Source organism: Flavobacterium sp. LC2016-01 (genome assembly GCF_009711135.1).
Lineage (GTDB): Bacteria > Bacteroidota > Bacteroidia > Flavobacteriales > Flavobacteriaceae > Flavobacterium.
The window spans coordinates 1-1,160 of sequence record NZ_WMIC01000022.1 but is presented as its reverse complement, the minus strand read 5'-3'; the positions used below and the strand labels follow the sequence as shown (position 1 = coordinate 1,160).

Here is a 1,160-nt window from a genome sequence, read left to right as displayed (position 1 = left end):
TTAGCAGGATCGTTTTGAACCACACTGCAGGATAAAACATCAGGCTGTGTAATTAATACCGTACAAGTTGTTTTACACCCTTTTGAATCTGTTACAGTTACTGTGTGAGTTCCTGCATTAAGAGTTATTGCATGTGCTACAGTTTCTCCGTTATCCCAAGCATAAGTATATCCACCGTTTCCTCCAAGAGGCGTTACAGTTGCTTCTCCATTGCTTAATCCATTTGCAGTAACCGCTTTGTTTTGTATAACAGAACAAGTCAATGCTGCTTCTGGCTGTCCGATAATTACGGTGCAAGTAGTTTTATAACCTAATTTATCAGTAACAGTTACTGTGTGAGTTCCTGCGTTTAGACCAGTTACTTGAGCAGTTGTTTCTCCGTTGTCCCATGCATAAGTATAATCTCCATTTCCTCCAACTGGTGTTACAGTAGCTTTACCGTTGCTGTCTCCGTAACATTTAGCAGGATCGTTTTGGACCACACTGCAGGATAAAACATCAGGCTGTGTAATTAATACTGTACAAGTTGTTTTACATCCTTTAGAATCTGTTACAGTTACAGTGTGAGTTCCTGCATTAAGAGTTATTGCATGTGCTACAGTTTCTCCGTTATCCCAAGCGTAAGTGTAGCCTCCGTTTCCTCCAAGTGGCGTTACAGTTGCTTCCCCGTTGCTTAATCCATTTGCTGTAACGGCTTTGTTTTGTATTACAGAACAGCTTAAAACATTTGAAGGCTCTTCTATAGTAACGGTTTGATCATCAGTACAACCTTTTGAATCAGTTACGGTTACAGTATAAGTTCCTGCTTTAAGACCAGTTGCAGTAGCGCCTGTTTGAACTGGAACAGTATTCCATGAATAGGTGTAGCCCGCTGTTCCACCTGTAGCCGAAGCAGTTGCAGAACCCGTTGCGTCTCCTTTACAACTTACGTCTGTTTTGGAATCTATCAACGCAGTCAATACATTTGATGGTTCGCCGATTGTTACGGTTTCATCATCAGTACATCCTTTTGAATCAGTTACGATTACGGTATAAGTTCCTGTTTTAAGGCCAGTTGCAGTAGCGCCTGTTTGAACTGGAACAGTATTCCATGAATAGGTGTAGCCCGCTGTTCCACCTGTAGCCGAAGCAGTTGCAGAACCCGTTGCGTCTCCTTTACA

1 protein-coding gene is annotated in these 1,160 nt (G+C 42.1%); it reads right to left on the bottom strand.

Features of this window, described 5'->3' with window-relative positions; genetic code table 11:
* Positions 1 to 1,160: SprB repeat-containing protein (locus GKZ88_RS22275; protein WP_196216511.1), on the bottom strand; the 1,160-nt coding region annotated here is incomplete at both ends.